We start from the raw sequence: 14310 nt of genomic DNA, 5'->3' as shown, positions 1-14310 counted from the left end.
GCACCGCGCCGGAGGGGTGCGCGCATGATGAATTGGGGTTTCTTCCGTTCGGCCGATGCGGCCACCACTCTCGAACCCGCAGGCGGCGGGTCATCTCCCGCGCCCAGTCTCAAAAAGCCCAAAATCGCCCTGGCGCTCGGCGGCGGCGCCGCCCGCGGCTGGGCCCATATCGGCGTGCTCAGGGCGCTCGACGAAGCCAAGGTCGAGGTGGGCATGATCGCAGGCACCTCTATCGGGGCGCTGGTCGGCGGCTGCTATCTGGCCGGCAAGCTCGATGAACTCGAAAATTTCGCCCGCTCGCTGACCATGCGGCGCATGGCGGCGCTGCTCGATCTCACCATCGGCGGCGGCGGTCTGTTTGCCGGCATGCGGCTGACCAAGCGCATGCAGGAGCATCTCGAAGGCATCGAGATCGAGGATCTCGGCCGGCCCTTCGTGGCAGTCGCCACAGAGATCCGCACAGGCCACGAGGTGTGGATCGATTCCGGCTCGCTGATCACCGCGATCCGCGCCTCCTACGCCCTGCCCGGCATTTTCGAGCCGATCAGATGCAACAACCGCGTGCTCGTCGATGGCGCGCTGGTCAATCCGGTGCCGGTCACTGTCTGCCGCGCTTATGAGCAGCCGCTGGTGGTGGCGGTCAACCTGCATTACGATCTCTATGGACGTTCGGCGGTGGTGAAACATTCCGCCAGCCGGCAGTCGCTGGAAACCCAGTTCGAGCGCGACGGCGACCGCGACCGCCGCGTCAATCTGGGGCTGACGGGAGTAATGGTCGAAGCCTTCAACATCATCCAGGATCGCATTTCGCGCGCCCGGCTGGCAGGCGATCCGCCGGACCTCGCGCTGCAGCCGCGGCTCTCGGATATCGGCCTGTCCGAATTCCACCGCGCCTCGGAGCTGATCGATCGCGGCTATCAGGAAGGCCGCGCCCGCATTGCCGAGATCCAGCGCATGCAGGAAACGATCAAGATCTACTGAACGCGGGTGCGATGCGCCGCCAAGGTCGCGGCGCATCGACAGTCCCGGTCGTCAGCTGGCGATATAGGCCTTCATCTCCTCGGCTTCGTGCTCGATCTGGCGGATATGGGCTTTGACGACGTCGCCGATGGAAATGATGCCGGCCAGTTGGCCATGCGTTTCGACCGGGATGTGGCGGGCGCGCCTGGCGCTCATCATCGCCATCAGTTCCCCGACCGAGGTGTCTTCCGAACAGCGATGGACATTCTTCCACATGATCAGCAGCACCGGCTTGTCCAGCGCCTCGGCGCCATGCTGGGCGATAGCCGACACAATATCTCGCTCCGCGACGATGCCGACGATATGTTCATGCTGATCGACGACGATGACGGCGCCGACATGATGCTCGCTGAGCAGCCGCGCCGCCTCCCGAACGGTGGCTTGCGGGCTGGTGGTCAGGACATTGCGTCCCTTCAGTTCGAGTATTGCCTTTACGCGCATGCTGTTCTCCTCCTTGCATGGCAGATGCAGGGGATGACGCCGCGCCGCACGGAGGCAGCTGTGAACGCCATCCGCTAACGGGAAGATTGTGCGCCCCTTCCTGGCGGATTGCAAGCGCTCAGGCTGCGGGGCGCCGGGCCGAGACGGTGTCGAACAGGCCGAAGGCGAGATAGCCGAACAGGAGGCCGCCGACATGCGCCTGCCAGGCGATATTGTCGGCCTCGCCTTCCGGCAGGCCGATTCCGAACACGACCAATCCGTTCGACAACGCCCAGGCGCCGATGAACATCACCACCGAAGGCTGGCGGAGCGCCTCCACGATCCCCCGCCGCCGCGCCGTCCGGGCATGGCGGCTGTCGCGGCTGCGGCGGATGGGCAGCGCGAAGCGGCAGGCGGCGCCGGTGACGGCGGATGCAACACCGGAAGCGCCGATCAGATAGGCCGGCGCAAACCCCATCGCCGCGCCATAAACGAACGCGCTGACGACGGCGGACGCGATCCAGAAAACAACGAACCGCAACGATCCCAGGCGCTCGGCCAGCGGCGTGGCGAAGGCCGCCAGCCAGAAACTGTTGACCGCCAGATGCAGCCAGTCGCCATGAAGCAGCGACGACGTGACCGGCCCGGTGAGCCAGCCGAAATCCTGTTCCGAAACGGGAATGAGGTAACGCGCCGGCAGATAGGCGAAATGGTAAAGGACCCAGTCATCAGCGGCCGCGCCGAGCAGATAGGTTCGGGCGCCATGGATGACGATCATCAGGACGATCGCGGCCCAGACAACGGCGGGCATGCGGACGGCCGGCTCGCTTGCCGGAGAGGTCGGGGCCATGTTCTGGTTATCGGTCACAGCGCCTCTCCTTACGGCAAGCTCATGTTTTCAGACAAAAAAAAGCCGTCCGGCGTTTGACGCGGACGGCGCGATCATGATTGGAGGTCTGATCGAGTGGTGTGCCGAAGGACATTCCTTCCTGTTGACCCAGGAATCTCACGGGTCTTGCGTTTTTGCAACCTATACCGGGGATTAACGTTAACAGGAGGCAATTCCGCGCAGCGTGAGTCTTGGCACGGAAATCGCTGACTCTTCTCGGTAGGGGCGAAAAACACCCCGTTATAGCCAAAATGAACCATGGAATGCCCCAATGCGGCACAGCGCCACCAATTTGCTCCTAGACTATTTTAACCGAATCCGAGGAATGGACGACGCGCCGTTGCGGCGCGACGTCAATCCGTCCGACATACCCCGCCTGTTGCCGGATATTTTCATGCTGGAGGCGGTCGACAATAGATGGTTCCGTTTCCGCCTGGCCGGGACCCGTCTCTGCGCCGCACTGGGACAGGAGGCGCGAGGCCAGGAATTCGGCCTGTTCTGGACGCTCGACGACAGACGCCGGATGACGCTGGCGGCGCAATCGGTGCTCGCCAACCGCCTGCCTCTGGTCGTGGCGGCGCGCGACGTCAACACCGGCGAAGCGGTGGAACTGTCACTGCTGCCGTTGCGCTCCAGCGAGACCGAATGCGACCGGCTGATCGGCGTCTTCTCGCGCGCCGAGCCCGACCGTCCCTTGCGCATGGGCATGGAACTGGCAGTCGAAAAGATCCAGTTCCTGACCCCAGACCGGCCGCAACCGCCGGACCCCCATGACCTGCCCGCCCCCGACGCGATCATCCGCGCCCGTGGTGTGGCATTGCGCGTCTATGACGGCGGCAAGGCGGGCTGACGCAGAGGCGGGGTTGGGCTGGGCCGCTTAATCCCCGTCTCGGGCGACGATGACGACGCGGTTGCAAAATAAGCCGCCAGAGACACAGTTTTAATCGAATCTCGGCAAGCAATGCGCCCCATTTCGCGCCTACATGCTCCTTTTCGCATCAGTTTCTAAAATTTTTATTCAGGAACTTCGTCAATCTTAAAATAAGAAACCGTCCATGGATCTCGATCCACGCAAGCCACGGCTCCGATATCCTTGGTGATCGTGGCGGGTCTGCGCCGCGCATTGATGGGCGTCAACAACAACATTTTTGGCGATCAATATGAAAAAACTTTCTTTTAGAACGTTGCTAACGATCCTTGCGGCGGCGCCGCTCGCCGCGACCCTGGGGCTTGGCGTCATGGTGGGCAACGACGCCTACACCAACTATTCCAACCTTGAAAACGCGGTCGCCCTGGTTCGCGTCGGCCGGGCCGGCGGCGCGCTGCTGCAATCCATGCCGGAGGAAGCGGCGGCGGCGGAAGATCCGGCCAATCTCGACGCGCGCCGCAAGGTGACGGACGCCGGTTTCAAGGAATTGATGGACGCTTATGGAGACGCCCATGAAGCGGGGTTGGTTGATCCGCGTTTGGCGAAAATGAAAGAAGAAATCGCGGTGGGATACGCCCGCATGTCGGAATATCGCGACATTGTCGACAGAGGCGAAAACCAACCTGTGCTCGCCCTGAAATATCTCCAACCGGTTTCCGCGCTCGGCATGGACATCGCCGGCCGCGCCGGCGGGCTTGTGCAAGAGGGCTCCCTGTCCCGCAGCCTGCTGGGCTACCATGCCTTGCTGGAAGTGAATGACGGCTATCTGATCATCAACCATCTGGGCCAGAAATTTATCGGCAGCGGCAAACTCGACCATGACGACGTCGGCCGCCTGTTCAGCGCCCTGACTTTGATCTCAGCCAACGGCGCTGTGATGCGCGACTACGCGCCCGCCGGGATCTCCGCGCGTTATGACGCCTTCTGGACCTCGCGGGAGGGACGCGCGGTGCAGACGACCATCGACGCCATGCGCGCCAACCAGGCGCAAAAGCTGACGACCGGCGAAACGGATGCCTGGAATCAAGCGATGACCGCGCGGCGGAACGTCTTTGACGCCCTGTTGACCGCCTCAGCTGACCAGATTCAGATTCTGGCCAACGACAAGATGCAAGCCGCCCATGACCGGCTGAACCTGCTGGCCGGCGGCATCGGCCTTCTGCTTGTGCTGGTGATCGCCCTGTCGGTGCGGGTCGGCAAGACGCTGTCCTCGGCGATCCGGGCGATTTCAGAGCGGATGGCGACGCTGGCCGGGGGCGACAAGGACAGCGCCATTCCGCATCTCGGCCGCAGCGACGATATCGGCGGCATGGCGCGATCGGTGGAAGTGTTCCGCCAGGCGGCGATCCGCAATGCGGCGATGGAAGACGAAGCCGCCGCAAATCGCGATCGCGCCGAAGCCGAACGCGCCCAATTGCAGGCCCGCGCCGAGGCGGACGCCAATCAAAGGCTGGAAAAGGCGACGGGAGCGCTGGCCCAGGGGCTGAAGCGCATGGCCGCCGGCGATCTTCTCTGCGAGATCCGCGACGCCTTCGCGCCACAATTCGAACCGCTCCGTCACGACTTCAACGCTTCGGTGGAACAGTTGCGCGATGCGCTGGTGGCGGTTGGCGGAACGGCGGGCGCAGTGCGCGGCGGCAGCAGCGAAATCGCCCAGGCCACCGACAATCTCTCCAAGCGCACGGAGCAACAGGCGGCGTCGCTGGAACAGACCGCCGCAGCGCTCGAGCAGATCACCGCCAATGTCAAGGCGACCTCACGCCGCTCCGGCGAAGCCCGCGACATCGTCCGCGACACGCGCTCCAAGGCCGAACAGTCCGGCAAGGTCGTGTCGGACGCCGTCTCGGCCATGGGGCGGATCGAGACCGCCTCGCGCCAGATCAGCCAGATCATCGGCGTCATCGACGAAATCGCCTTCCAAACCAACCTGCTGGCGCTGAACGCCGGCGTCGAGGCCGCCCGCGCTGGCGAAGCCGGCAAGGGATTTGCGGTCGTGGCCCAGGAAGTGCGCGAACTCGCCCAGCGTTCGGCCAATGCCGCCAAGGAAATCAAGACGCTGATCGGCAACTCGGCCACCGCCGTCGAGGAAGGCGTCCGTCTGGTCGACGACACCGGCCGCGGCCTGCGCGACATCGCCGATCATGTGCAGGCGATCACCATCCACATGGACGCGATCGCCACCGCCGCCCAGGAGCAATCTGTCGGGCTCGGCGAGGTCAACACCTCGGTCAATCACATGGATCAGGCGACCCAGCACAATGCCGCCATGGTGGAAGAGATGAACGCCGCCGGCGTCAGCCTCGCCCGCGAGGCGGAAAAGCTCGCCCATCTGCTGGCCGAATTCAAGATCGACCGCGCCGACGCCCAGCACGCCGCCCATCGCCGCGCGGCCTAATACAACGAGTTGACCCGCGAAGGCCGGCCCTTCCGGCCTTCGCTACTGCGCCACCGCCAAAAAATCCGCCGCCACGATCGACACGGCGGTCAATCCGAGCAGGATATAGGTCGTCCAGCGGATGAAGGGCGATTTCATGGGCTCTCCTATGGCTTTGGGGTCGGCGGATAAGGTCGAGATTGGGGAGAGGGATTTCAAGGGGGAGACCGAAACGGAACTTGCCTAGCCGACAATCTTTCGGCTTCGTCCGAGCGTGACCTTTCGGCTTTCTATAAAGCCCGAGCGTTTGAGATGCGCCTGAGAATACGGTTTGCGAACCGATCTCTCGAAAATGCATCTTGTAAAGAAATGGTGGGCGATGACGGACTCGAACCGCCGACATCTTCGGTGTAAACGAAGCGCTCTACCAACTGAGCTAATCGCCCCCGCAAGGTGACTGCGAAAGTGGTGAGAGCGATGGGATTCGAACCCATGACCTACTGATTAAAAGTCAGTTGCTCTACCGGCTGAGCTACGCTCTCCCAAATTCGAAACCGGCGAAGCGCCGTTCCTTGGAAGTGGGCGTGTCATAAGTAAAGCCGCCGGGCCGGTCAACCCGTTTGGCGAAGATTTTTTGGGCCGGCGTACCGTCGTCAACAAATGGTGACTGGCGCGGGCCCCTGGCCTCGGCTAAACAGCGCTGAATTCACGCGGGTTCGATTTTACGGGCCGACATTGTCTGGGTAAGGAGGCCGCCTTGGCTGGCGCCGACATTTCCTATCTGAGCGCGCTGGTCGCCGGCGCCCTGTCCTTCCTGTCGCCCTGCGTGCTGCCGCTGGTTCCGCCCTATCTCTGCTATATGGCCGGCGTGTCGATCGAGGAATTCGCCAATCCGGACCAATCGACCGGGGATCGTCGGCCGCGCCGGTCGGTGATGATCGCCGCGCTGTTTTTTACGCTAGGCTTTTCCACCGTGTTCATCGCGCTTGGCGCCAGCGCCAGCTCTATCGGCATGGCGCTGCGCCAGCATATCGACATTCTCGCCCAGATCGGCGGCCTGTTGATCATCCTGATGGGCCTGAATTTCCTCGGCCTGGTGCGCATACCCTTTTTCTCGCGCGAGGCGCGTTTCCAGTCGGGCGGCAGGCCGGCCACCTGGACGGGGGCCTATGTGATGGGCCTAGCCTTCGCCTTTGGCTGGACGCCCTGCATCGGCCCCATTCTCGGCGCGATCCTCGGCGTGGCGGCGGCGAGCGACACGGTCGGCCAGGGCGCGGCGCTGCTGTCGGTCTATTCGTTGGGGCTTGCCCTGCCCTTCTGGCTGGCGGCGGCTTTTTCAGGCGCTTTCCTGGCCTTCCTCACCCGCTTCCGCCGCCATCTCGGCCTGGTGGAGAAAGCGCTCGGGGCGCTCCTGGTGCTGACCGGCCTCGCCTTCATTTTCGGCTATATCGGCGACATCGCCATCTGGTTCCAGCAGACCTTTCCGATCCTGTCGCGGATCGGCTGAGCAAAGGCGTTTGGCATGGCCGAAATCTCCGCCCTCGTCGTCCCGTTTTTCGGCCTGATTCTGCTCGGCTATATCTCGGGGCGGCTGAGGAAACTCGATGCGTCGGCGCTGGGCTGGCTGAATTTCTTCATCGTCTACATCGCGCTGCCGGCGCTGTTCTTCAAGATCATCGGCCGCACGCCGATCGCCGAACTTACCCGCTTCGATTTCATCCTCACCAGCCTTGCCGCCACCTATACGGTGTTTTTGATCGCCTTCCTGTTCGCCCGCCTGCTCCGCCGCAGCCCGGTGGGCGAATCGACTGTGCAGGCGCTCGCCGCCGCCTATGGCAATATCGGCTATCTCGGCCCAGGGCTGGCGCTCGCAGCTTTCGGCGAACAGGCGGCGCTGCCGCTGGCGCTGATCTTCGCCTTCGAGAATATGGCCCATTTCATCGCAGCGCCCGCGCTGATGGCCTTTGACGGACAAGAAAAGCGCCCGGCGCTCGCGCTGGCTGGGGATGTCGGCCGCAAAATCGTCACCCATCCCTTCATCATCGCCACCGCCGCCGGCTTCATCGCCGCCGCCACTGGCTTTTCCGCCCCGAAACCGCTGCAGACCATGATCGACAATCTGGCGCTGGCCGCCGCCCCTTGCGCGCTGTTCGCCATGGGCGTGACGCTGGCGCTGAGGCCGCTCAAGCGCGTTCCGCAGGAGATCTATGCGCTGGCGCCCTTGAAGCTCGCCGTGCTGCCGGCGCTGATGTATCTGGCGATGAGCCTGTTTGGAAATTATCCCGCCATCTGGGTGGAAACCGCCGTGCTGCTGGCGGCGCTGCCGACCGCGACCAATGTCTTCGTCATCGCCCAGCAATATGGGATCTGGCAGGAGCGCGCCTCGGCAGCCGTGCTGATCACCACGGTGATCTCGGTGGCCAGCGTTTCGGGCGCGCTTTATCTGTTCAAATCAGGCGCGCTGCCGCCCGACCTTTTCCCGTAGCAATTCCGGCAGGCGTTTTAACGCCCGGCCCGGCGACACGCCCTCATTCATCATGAAATGCCGGAGCGGCGGCAGGCTGGCGAGCAGATGGATGCCGGCCGCGCGCAGCATCTGCACCGGCAGGAAATTCGACAGCAGCGAGCGGTTGAGCAGATCCACCCCCGCCGTGCGGCTGACCACGTCGAAGCGCCGCGCCCGGTCATAGGCCTCGCCGATCGCAAGCGGCCGGCCGGCGGCGCGCGCCTTGACCGCGAGATCGACGGCGTCGCGGATATCCCGCAGCGACAAATTGAGCCCCTGCGCGCCGATCGGCGGAAAAGCGTGGCCCGCCTCGCCCACCAGCACGACTGCGCGACTGCCGAAGCGTTCGGCGGTCATGGCCGACAGCGGCCACGCCTGCAGCTTGGCCTCGATACGGATCTTGCCGAGCAGCGACTGCATCTTCTCCTCGATGCGCCGGTTGAGCGCCTCCTCGGTCATGTCGAGAAGATCTGTCGCCTGCTCGGGCCTGACGACCCAGACCAGGCTCGATCTCAAATCGCCGAGCGGCACGGCGGTGAAGGGGCCGGTCTCGGTGTGGAATTCGGTGGAAATATTCTGATGCGGCAGGTCGTGGGAAAAATTCACCACCAGCGCCGTCTGCGGATAGGCGACGGTTTTCACGCCGATGCCGGCGGCATGCCGCGTCGGCGATTGTTTGCCGTCGGCGCCGACCGCCAGCCGCGCTTCGATCACATCGCCATTCGCCAGCGTCAGCCTGGGGCTTTCACCCTGGAGATCGAAGGCCTCGACCACCGAGTCGATGCGGGTGACCGCCGGCGTCGCGGCGATGCGCTCGGCGAGGACATCAAGAAAGGGAGCGTTGGGAATATTGTAACCGAAGGCGTCGAGCCCGATCTCGCTCGAGCGGAAAGACGCGACGGGCGCGCGCAACAGCCGGTCGGTGCCATCGATGATCCGCATGGTGGCGAGCGCCGCCGCATGCGGCATGACACTGTCCCACAGGCCGAGCTGGTCAATGAAGCGGATGGAATCATCCATCAGCGCCGTCGTGCGTTGGTCGCCGCCACCCGTCGGCGCGATCAGCGCCACGGAAAACCCCTGCCCCGCAGAGGCGATCGCCGCGATCGATCCCGCCAAACCTCCGCCGATAACGGCGATGTCGAATTGGGTCATGACGCTCTCCTTGCTCCTGCCGCCTGCACGGCGCTTAACCGTTGCGACTGGACATAGGTCCTCGCCGCGCCAAAATCCATGGGATGAATTGGCGCATGCAGGCCTGTGGCCAACTTTTCAAACAAGAATCAGCTGCGGCGCGAGCTGCGGCGACAGCGCCAGTTCCAGTCGCGCTGGCTGCCGATATCGACATGCACCGATTGCGTATGGCAATAGGTGCCGACGCCGCCGCGCCCAGGCAGCGAACGCAGATAATCGGCCAGTTCCCATTTCGACACGCCTTCGACCTGGATGTCGGCCGCCGCGCACAGCGTATGCAGCGAATGCCGCGCGCCGCCGGCGACGCGATTGTGGCGCGGATCGCGGAAGCCTGAGGTGACCATGACGGGCTTGTTGTAGCGCTTCTCGACCATTTTCAGCATGCCGACCAGTTGCGGCCTGAGACAGGAGATCTGCACTTCGTCGGTCTGGGTCCAGAGCCCGTTCGGCCCGAGCCGCGCCATGCCCGAAAGCGAAGCGAGCTTCATCAGGCCGGCGGGCTGATCATCCTCATCCGCAACGTCGGGCGCCCGGCCGGTCGGCATCATGGCGTTGACGCCGGGCAAATCCTCGCCGCCGACGTTTGCGGTCCGCATATTGGGGATCGAGGCGGTGGTGAGCTGGCGCGGCGACTCGCCAAACCGCGAGCGGTTGAAGGAGGCGGTCTTGCGTTCCTTGTCGTCATCGACGGACGAGCGGAAGAAATCGGCGAGCGTCTTCACCCGGCGGCTGCGCGGCGCCGCCTTGGCTTTGGTTTCGGCGTCATTGTTGGCCAGCGCGGCCCGGTAGGACGGCATGGCCTTGGCCTGCTCTGCCTGGGCGGCGGCGGGATCGGCGCTGGCGAGTTCTTCGGGGATTGGAAGGCCGGCAAGTGCAAGATCCTGCGCCTCGCTGGCCAGGTCGGCGCTCGGCAAGGGGATCGCGCCGACATCGCGCGATTGCGCCACGGCGCCGGCATAGATGCTGTTCTGGGACGCGTTGACGCCGGCCGGTTGGCCATTCTGCGGTTGGCCGGCGCGGGTGGAGAAGATGCTGTTCTGCGCCGCCGCCACATTGGGGGCCGCAGGCTCGCCATTGCTTTCCTCCGCGCTCCAGGAATCGGGCACCACGGATGCGTCGCGGGCGCTCATCGACTGGATGTCGGCATAGGCCTGGCTGGCGATTTTCGAGGCGTCTTGCGGCGCTGTCGCGGCGTCGCTCTGGGCGGCGGTCGCGCGCGGCGCGTCATTGGTCTGGATGGCGGCGAGTTCGACGCCGGGCGAGGACATGCAGGAGCTGACGCAGGCGACGGATGCGAGAAGAAGGGCGAGCCGGATTGCTGGCCTCGATACGAGTGACATGATCCGGTTCAATCGCAACTATCCATCCCCGCCAGGCCTGTTCTCGTTCTTGCGCAAGAGTTAGAGCACTCCTCGCGCATTGTAAACTGCCGTCACATCTGCGTGATCGCGCGACGAAACCCGGTTTGGAGCGTCGCGCGGACCACCTTATGCCCTTTGAAACTTGCGCCAGAACAGCGTTCCGGCGCATTCCTCTGCGGGCAGGCCCTGACGGAATAGGCGGGCTTGGTGAAGAAAAAGTTACCAGACGCCGGTATTGGCCATCGACAGCCAGGGCTCGGCCGGAGCAAGCGCCCCGCCCTTCTGCAGGATCTCGATGGAAATACCGTCGGGCGAACGAACGAAAGCCATCCGGCCATCGCGCGGCGGACGGTTGATCACCACGCCCTTGTCCTGCAGCGAGGCGCAGAGCGCGTAGATGTCGTCCACTTCATAAGCGAGGTGACCGAAATTGCGGCCGCTGGCATAGTCTTCCGGGTCCCAGTTGTAAGTGAGCTCGAGCAGCGGCGCGGCCTCAGCCTTGCCGGCCTCGACATCCTCGGAGGCGGCGAGAAAAACGAGCGTGAATCGCCCCGCCTCATTGTCCATGCGGCGGACTTCCTGAAGACCGAACTTGCCGCAATAGAAGTCGAGCGCCGCATCCAGATCTTTGACGCGAACCATGGTGTGAAGATAACGCATTGGATTTCCTCATAAGCGAACAACCGGCGCCATGTCTGGCCAGAAAGCCAGCTTGAGGCAAGGCATTTCTGGCAGGAAAAGGTCCGGGATTGCAACACCCAGGACTTGCATATGTATCATTTCGGGATGTTAATCTTTGAAATGAAGAATCAGTTAACCGAGCATGTGACGCGTAGAGGGGCAAGGCAGGATGACGGACAGGATTTCTTCCAAGAATATCTCCATATTTGAGGAGATGGCCTCGGATCCCGTCGATCTCATCGAGATCACGGGGGTGATCAAATGGTTCGATGTCGCCAAGGGATTCGGCTTCATCGTGCCCGACAACGGCTCGGCCGACGTCCTCCTGCATGTGACATGCCTCAGGCGGGATGGCTTTCAGACGATTCTCGAAGGCACCCGCGTGGTGGCGCTGATCCAGCGACGCGACCGCGGCTACCAGGCCTTCCGGATTCTCTCGATGGATACGTCCACGGCGGTGCATCCCTCGCAGATGCCGCCGGTGCGCACCCATGTGCAGGTGACGCCGTCGAGCGGGCTTGAGCGGGTTCTGGTCAAGTGGTTCAACCGCACCAAGGGTTTTGGCTTCCTGACCCGCGGCGAAGGCACCGAAGACATTTTCGTTCATATGGAGACGCTGCGCCGCTACGGCATCACCGAGCTGCGCCCGGGGCAAACAGTGCTGGTGCGCTTCGGCGACGGCGACAAGGGGCTGATGGCCGCAGAAATCCATCCGGATGTCGCCACTCCGGTCAACCGGGCGCATTGACGTGATCCTTCGCAGAACCCTGTTAAAAAGCGCCGTCCTGGCGCTTTTTTTATCTCCTGTCGCAGCCCAGACAGCCGAGTTGCCGAATCGCGAGACGCTGACCATCGCCAAAGCCGATGGCGGCGCGGCAAAATTTACGGTTGAAGTGGCCGCCACCGAGGATGAGCGCCGCATCGGCCTGATGGACCGCAAGAGCATGGCCCAGGAACGGGGCATGCTGTTCGATTTCGGCGAGACGCGCCCCGTCTATATGTGGATGCGCAACACCTATATCCCGCTCGACATGCTGTTCATCGATGAGTCGGGCGTCATCCGCCATATCGGCGCCGAGACGACGCCGCTATCGGACGCCATCATCGATTCGCATGCGCCGGTGCGCTTCGTGCTCGAAATCAACGGCGGCATGGCGTCAAAACTGGGAATCGCTGTCGGCGACAGGGCTTCGAGTCCCAGCATCACAAAGGCGTCCGCGCCCTGAAGGCGCACGGCCTGACTGCGCCGCCCACCTTGTCGTGACAAATCGCCTGACAAAACCGGTTACACACAGCCCCTTGTTCATCACTGCTATTTTTCACCATTTTGCTGTTGCGGCGACAGGGCCAAGCGTGTAATCGGAGCGCATTCAGACGATCGGAGTGTAGCGCAGCCTGGTAGCGCATCTGGTTTGGGACCAGAGGGTCGGGAGTTCGAATCTCTCCACTCCGACCAGTCTGAAACGCGCGGCGCGTTGTTTTCCTTTTCAGGATTTTGTGGCACAGTGCCGATGTCGCGGCGAGCAGCCGACTGACGATCGCTTTTGATGCTTGATGAGGTATCCGAGATTATGACGGCCAAGATCTACCGTCCCGCCAAGACCGCCATGCAGTCCGGCAAGGCCAAGACCCATCTCTGGGTGCTGGAGCATGAGATGGAAAAGCCCAAGGTCATCGACCCGCTGTTCGGCTATACCGGTTCCGGCGACATGAAGCAGCAGGTCAAGCTGACCTTCGAGACCCAGGAACTCGCCGAAGCCTACGCCCAGCGCCATGGCATCGCCTATCGCGTGATCCAGCCCAAGGAAGCCACCCGCAAGACCGTTTCGTATATCGACAATTTCCGCTATACGCGCACCCAGCCCTGGACGCACTGATCCGTTCACGGCCGATACCCGGCCCCTGTCTTCGGGGCCTCAAGCGGTCCCTTAGCTCAGCTGGATAGAGCACCTGCCTTCTAAGCAGGTTGTCGCAGGTTCGAGCCCTGCAGGGATCGCCATTTATTTCATTGCTTGATCGCGGTACGTTCGTGCAGCCTAGTCGTTAAGCCCGGACGCTCGAAGGGCTGTTTCGATACGTTCGAAGCCACGGACGACAACGCCGATGATGATGAGCAAAAACCCGATCGCATATGCGTTTACGCTGACGAACAAGACAAAGTAGTCATCGAATTGCAGGCCCAGCCATGCGGTCAATACGGCGCTGGCGATCAAGAAATAGCCGATCAAACTGACACGATGCGAGAACATCTCTTCTCCTCAGCGGGGCGCTAGCGAGTGGGGGAATGTTGGCTGATATGACATCGGTGAAAAGCTGACTTGGATGGACCGCGTGTGCTTCGCCGATGGAGTTGGGACAACGTCGACGTATAGCGGAAACATTTCCTGCGCCACCATCAATTGTTCTTCAACACGGTCGAAAGTATTTGATTGCGCTAACTTCATGGACCATTTGGGCGCACTCAACCGGCCTCAACCATTCATAGCAATTCGGAGATCACTCAGTGCATCCTCCGCCCAATCGCGGAAACCGTCCCTCTCTTCAAACGGCTCGATGAGCCGGTAGATTTCTTTGGGGTCGACATCAGAATGAAATAACCCAAGCTCGCCCAGCGCGACAATCGATGTGCCAACAATCCAATAGTCTTTACTATTTTGGAGCTGAAACTTCAGCTGTTCCAACAACCATGATGAATCGTCGATCGAATCAACCGCGTCCATCATTGCGGCGGTGACAATCTTGGCGTCACCAGTCGTCAGCGCATGAAGAAATTCATCTTTTGAAATAACCTGGCGGCTTCTATAGGTATTCAATGATGACGTTCGATTTTTCAGTTGCCGCTTCGGCACTGTAGCTCGACCAGGCGCTGGCGTCATCAATGAAACTCACTCCGCAAAGTGAAAAGGGCTCCTTCTTTTGAACCGGCTCCGAATGGCC

At 62.5% G+C, this 14310-nt stretch carries 15 protein-coding genes and 4 tRNA genes; 10 read left to right on the top strand and 9 right to left on the bottom strand.

All coding sequences use genetic code 11. The annotated features are described in order from the left end of the window. The first annotated feature begins 24 nt into the window (after nt 1–24). The gene (locus M2360_RS22080; RefSeq protein ID WP_280777541.1) at nt 25–981 is read left to right on the top strand and encodes a patatin-like phospholipase family protein; all 957 of its coding nucleotides are present in this window, start codon (nt 25–27) and stop codon (nt 979–981) included. A 51-nt stretch (nt 982–1032) separates the two neighbouring features. Here M2360_RS22080 and M2360_RS22075 read toward each other — a convergent pair whose 3' ends face one another. Further along, nucleotides 1033–1461 carry a CBS domain-containing protein gene (locus tag M2360_RS22075; RefSeq protein WP_280777540.1) on the bottom strand — a complete coding sequence of 143 codons (429 nt, stop codon included), beginning with the start codon at nt 1459–1461 and terminating at the stop codon, nt 1033–1035. Between the two features lie 118 nt (nt 1462–1579). Beyond that, the gene (locus M2360_RS22070; protein WP_280777539.1) at nt 1580–2308 is read right to left on the bottom strand and encodes a rhomboid family intramembrane serine protease; all 729 of its coding nucleotides are present in this window, start codon (nt 2306–2308) and stop codon (nt 1580–1582) included. Between the two features lie 292 nt (nt 2309–2600). On the opposite strand from M2360_RS22070, the gene M2360_RS22065 reads away from it, so the two are divergent. Beyond that, nucleotides 2601–3179, top strand: coding sequence for a PAS domain-containing protein (locus M2360_RS22065; protein ID WP_280777538.1), 579 nt, complete (start codon nt 2601–2603; stop codon nt 3177–3179). Between the two features lie 310 nt (nt 3180–3489). After that, a complete protein-coding gene (locus tag M2360_RS22060) occupies nt 3490–5652 on the top strand; it encodes a methyl-accepting chemotaxis protein (protein WP_280777537.1) in 2163 nt (720 codons plus the stop codon). 349 nt (nt 5653–6001) lie between these two features. On the opposite strand, the gene M2360_RS22055 is transcribed toward M2360_RS22060, so the two are convergent. Further along, nucleotides 6002–6077: transfer RNA gene (locus M2360_RS22055), tRNA-Val, on the bottom strand. Between the two features lie 20 nt (nt 6078–6097). Beyond that, a tRNA-Lys gene (locus tag M2360_RS22050) sits at nt 6098–6173 on the bottom strand. 215 nt (nt 6174–6388) lie between these two features. On the opposite strand from M2360_RS22050, the gene M2360_RS22045 reads away from it, so the two are divergent. Together M2360_RS22045 and M2360_RS22040 are read left to right on the top strand one after the other, a co-directional pair. Next, nucleotides 6389–7138, top strand: coding sequence for a cytochrome c biogenesis CcdA family protein (locus tag M2360_RS22045; RefSeq protein WP_280777536.1), 750 nt, complete (start codon nt 6389–6391; stop codon nt 7136–7138). A 15-nt stretch (nt 7139–7153) separates the two neighbouring features. Beyond that, nucleotides 7154–8116, top strand: a complete 963-nt coding sequence (locus M2360_RS22040) for an AEC family transporter (protein ID WP_280777535.1) — start codon at nt 7154–7156, stop codon at nt 8114–8116. Here the strand turns inward: M2360_RS22040 and M2360_RS22035 are convergent. The 3 genes from M2360_RS22035 to M2360_RS22025 all read right to left on the bottom strand — a co-directional run bounded on the left by M2360_RS22035 (nt 8084) and on the right by M2360_RS22025 (nt 11352). Continuing rightward, entirely contained in the window at nt 8084–9292 is a 1209-nt protein-coding gene (locus M2360_RS22035; protein WP_280777534.1) for a UbiH/UbiF family hydroxylase, read from the bottom strand. The two genes, M2360_RS22040 and M2360_RS22035, sit on opposite strands and share 33 nt — an antisense overlap. A gap of 128 nt (nt 9293–9420) precedes the next feature. Next, nucleotides 9421–10671 carry a D-Ala-D-Ala carboxypeptidase family metallohydrolase gene (locus M2360_RS22030; RefSeq protein WP_280777533.1) on the bottom strand — a complete coding sequence of 417 codons (1251 nt, stop codon included), beginning with the start codon at nt 10669–10671 and terminating at the stop codon, nt 9421–9423. A gap of 240 nt (nt 10672–10911) precedes the next feature. Continuing rightward, entirely contained in the window at nt 10912–11352 is a 441-nt protein-coding gene (locus M2360_RS22025; protein ID WP_280777532.1) for a VOC family protein, read from the bottom strand. A 190-nt stretch (nt 11353–11542) separates the two neighbouring features. On the opposite strand from M2360_RS22025, the gene M2360_RS22020 reads away from it, so the two are divergent. From M2360_RS22020 to M2360_RS22000, 5 genes are all read left to right on the top strand, one after another. Beyond that, the gene (locus tag M2360_RS22020) at nt 11543–12121 is read left to right on the top strand and encodes a cold-shock protein (protein WP_280777531.1); all 579 of its coding nucleotides are present in this window, start codon (nt 11543–11545) and stop codon (nt 12119–12121) included. Nucleotides 12122–12200: 79 nt separating this feature from the next. Beyond that, entirely contained in the window at nt 12201–12599 is a 399-nt protein-coding gene (locus M2360_RS22015; RefSeq protein WP_280777530.1) for a DUF192 domain-containing protein, read from the top strand. Nucleotides 12600–12752: 153 nt separating this feature from the next. Further along, nucleotides 12753–12829: transfer RNA gene (locus tag M2360_RS22010), tRNA-Pro, on the top strand. A gap of 115 nt (nt 12830–12944) precedes the next feature. Then, the gene (locus M2360_RS22005) at nt 12945–13250 is read left to right on the top strand and encodes an ETC complex I subunit (protein ID WP_137153481.1); all 306 of its coding nucleotides are present in this window, start codon (nt 12945–12947) and stop codon (nt 13248–13250) included. 45 nt (nt 13251–13295) lie between these two features. Beyond that, nucleotides 13296–13372: transfer RNA gene (locus M2360_RS22000), tRNA-Arg, on the top strand. A gap of 37 nt (nt 13373–13409) precedes the next feature. Here the strand turns inward: M2360_RS22000 and M2360_RS21995 are convergent. Together M2360_RS21995 and M2360_RS21990 are read right to left on the bottom strand one after the other, a co-directional pair. Further along, nucleotides 13410–13622, bottom strand: a complete 213-nt coding sequence (locus M2360_RS21995) for a hypothetical protein (RefSeq protein ID WP_280777529.1) — start codon at nt 13620–13622, stop codon at nt 13410–13412. A gap of 222 nt (nt 13623–13844) precedes the next feature. After that, nucleotides 13845–14249 carry a hypothetical protein gene (locus tag M2360_RS21990; RefSeq protein WP_280777528.1) on the bottom strand — a complete coding sequence of 135 codons (405 nt, stop codon included), beginning with the start codon at nt 14247–14249 and terminating at the stop codon, nt 13845–13847. Between the last annotated feature and the right edge of the window lie 61 nt (nt 14250–14310).

Source organism: Rhizobium sp. SG_E_25_P2 (genome assembly GCF_029892285.1).
Classification (GTDB): Bacteria; Pseudomonadota; Alphaproteobacteria; order Rhizobiales; family Rhizobiaceae; genus Rhizobium_E.
Note: the sequence above shows the minus strand (reverse complement) of the source record. Positions and strands in the feature narration are given on the sequence as shown.

What these genes read in the sequence shown, in the direction of transcription:
- M2360_RS22080 (WP_280777541.1), top strand. Translation starts at nt 25, where the DNA reads ATGATGAATTGGGGTTTCTTCCGTTCGGCCGATGCGGCCACCACTCTC.
- M2360_RS22075 (WP_280777540.1), bottom strand. Translation starts at nt 1,461, where the DNA reads ATGCGCGTAAAGGCAATACTCGAACTGAAGGGACGCAATGTCCTGACC.
- M2360_RS22065 (WP_280777538.1), top strand. Translation starts at nt 2,601, where the DNA reads ATGCGGCACAGCGCCACCAATTTGCTCCTAGACTATTTTAACCGAATC.
- M2360_RS22060 (WP_280777537.1), top strand. Translation starts at nt 3,490, where the DNA reads ATGAAAAAACTTTCTTTTAGAACGTTGCTAACGATCCTTGCGGCGGCG.
- M2360_RS22040 (WP_280777535.1), top strand. Translation starts at nt 7,154, where the DNA reads ATGGCCGAAATCTCCGCCCTCGTCGTCCCGTTTTTCGGCCTGATTCTG.
- M2360_RS22035 (WP_280777534.1), bottom strand. Translation starts at nt 9,292, where the DNA reads ATGACCCAATTCGACATCGCCGTTATCGGCGGAGGTTTGGCGGGATCG.
- M2360_RS22030 (WP_280777533.1), bottom strand. Translation starts at nt 10,671, where the DNA reads ATGTCACTCGTATCGAGGCCAGCAATCCGGCTCGCCCTTCTTCTCGCA.
- M2360_RS22025 (WP_280777532.1), bottom strand. Translation starts at nt 11,352, where the DNA reads ATGCGTTATCTTCACACCATGGTTCGCGTCAAAGATCTGGATGCGGCG.
- M2360_RS22020 (WP_280777531.1), top strand. Translation starts at nt 11,543, where the DNA reads ATGACGGACAGGATTTCTTCCAAGAATATCTCCATATTTGAGGAGATG.
- M2360_RS22005 (WP_137153481.1), top strand. Translation starts at nt 12,945, where the DNA reads ATGACGGCCAAGATCTACCGTCCCGCCAAGACCGCCATGCAGTCCGGC.
- M2360_RS21995 (WP_280777529.1), bottom strand. Translation starts at nt 13,622, where the DNA reads ATGTTCTCGCATCGTGTCAGTTTGATCGGCTATTTCTTGATCGCCAGC.
- M2360_RS21990 (WP_280777528.1), bottom strand. Translation starts at nt 14,249, where the DNA reads ATGACGCCAGCGCCTGGTCGAGCTACAGTGCCGAAGCGGCAACTGAAA.